2 protein-coding genes are annotated in these 1,761 nt (G+C 67.4%); both read left to right on the top strand.

Annotated elements, in window-relative coordinates:
* Window positions 1-636: SPASM domain-containing protein (locus tag AB1578_23700; GenBank protein MEW6490903.1), on the top strand; the 636-nt coding region annotated here is incomplete at its 5' end.
* A gap of 103 nt (window positions 637-739) precedes the next feature.
* Window positions 740-1,761, top strand: a 1,022-nt coding sequence (gene hemE / locus AB1578_23695) for a uroporphyrinogen decarboxylase (protein MEW6490902.1), incomplete at its 3' end; no start/stop codon positions are given.

Raw genomic sequence — 1,761 nt, 5'->3', positions numbered from 1 at the left:
GAGCACGGCATCAAGTTCCTGATCAACTCCTCCTTCACCAGGAGGAACCAGGCCCACATCGCCGAGACCTTCCGCAAGGCCAAGGCGCTGGGGGCCACTGCCTGGTACATGTTCATGATCGTCCCCACGGGCCGGGGCGAGGAGATCATGGGGGAGCTCATCTCCAAGGAGGACTACGAGGAGATCCTGGCCTGGCACTACCAGCAGGAGAAGCACGAAGACGAGATCCTCATGCGCCCGACCTGCGCGCCCCACTACTACCGCATCGTGCCCCAGCTCGCGAAGAAGGAGGGGGTCAAGTTCGAGCGGCGCAGCCTCACCTTCTCCACGGGCGGCGGCAAGGGGTGCATCGCCGCCCAGTCCATCTGCCTCATCGACTGCTTCGGCGAGGTCAAGCCCTGCTCCTACTTCCCCCTGAGCGCGGGCAACGTGAAGAAGGAGCCCTTCCGGAAGATCTGGTTCGAGAGCCCCCTCTTCCGCCAGCTCCGGGACTTCAAGAGCTACAAGGGCAAGTGCGGCCAGTGCGAGTTCCTCAACGTGTGCGGCGGCTGCCGCGCCCGCGCCTACGCCGTCACCGGCGACTACCTGGACGAAGAACCGTTTTGCAACTATCTGCCGGTGCGGCTGGCCCGCTAGGCGGCTGGGCGGCGGAAGACACATTCCCGATGACCACTGAAGACTGGCTGCCGAGCTGCGCAGCTGACAAGCTGACAAGCCGAGATCGACGAAGGAGATCGAGATGAGCCGAGCCGACCGTTTTCTCAAGGCCTGCCGAGGCGAGCCCGTCGACACCACCCCCGCGTGGATCATGCGCCAGGCCGGGCGCTACATGGAGGAGTACCGGGCCGTGCGCGCCAGGCACAGCTTCCTCGAGGTCTGCAAGACCCCGGAGCTCGCCTGCGAGGTCACCCTCCAGCCCCTGGACCGCCTGGGGGTGGACGCGGCGATCCTCTTCTCCGACATCATGATTCCGCTCGAGGGAATGGGCTGCCAGGTGGAGTTCAACCCCGGCCCCGTCATGGAGCCCATCCGCACCCGGGCCGCAGTGGACGCCCTGCGGGTGTGCGAGCCCGAGGCCGACGTGCCCTACGTGCTCGACGCCGTGCGCCTCATCCGCAAGGAGCTCGCCGGCAAGGTGCCCCTGATCGGCTTCTCGGGGGCCCCCTTCACCCTGGCGGCCTACATGGTGGAGGGCAAGGGGAGCCGCGAGTTCGCCAACTTGAAGCGCATGATGTTCACCGCCCCCGACCTCTTCGGCGACCTCATGGCCAAGGTCTCCGACACCGTCATCGCCTACCTCAACGCCCAGGCAGCCGCCGGCGCCCAGGCCCTCCAGCTCTTCGACACCTGGGGCGGCATCCTCTCCCCGGCGGACTACGCCGCCTACGTGCTGCCCCACTCCAAGCGCATCCTGGCGAGCCTCGACCGGAGCGTGCCGATCATCCACTTCGTCAAGGGCGCCGGCCTCATGCTCGACACCGTCAAGGAAGCGGGGGGCGATGTGCTCGGCCTCGACTGGCACATCGACCTCGCCGACGCCATCCGCATCATCGGCCCCGACTTCAGCGTCCAGGGCAACATGGACCCCGCCTACATGTTCGCCCCCGTCGAGGTCGCCCAGCGCACCGCGGCGGAGATCGTCCGGAAGGGCAAGGCTGCCCGCGGCCACATCTTCAACCTGGGCCACGGGATCATGCCCATGGCGAGCGTCGACACCGCCAGGGCGGTGGTCGACGCCGTGCACGAGGCGGGGACGCGGTA

The organism is Thermodesulfobacteriota bacterium (genome assembly GCA_040756475.1).
In the GTDB taxonomy this organism is placed as follows: Bacteria; Desulfobacterota; Deferrisomatia; order Deferrisomatales; family JACRMM01; genus JBFLZB01.
This window is presented reverse-complemented; position numbering and strand designations above follow the sequence as displayed.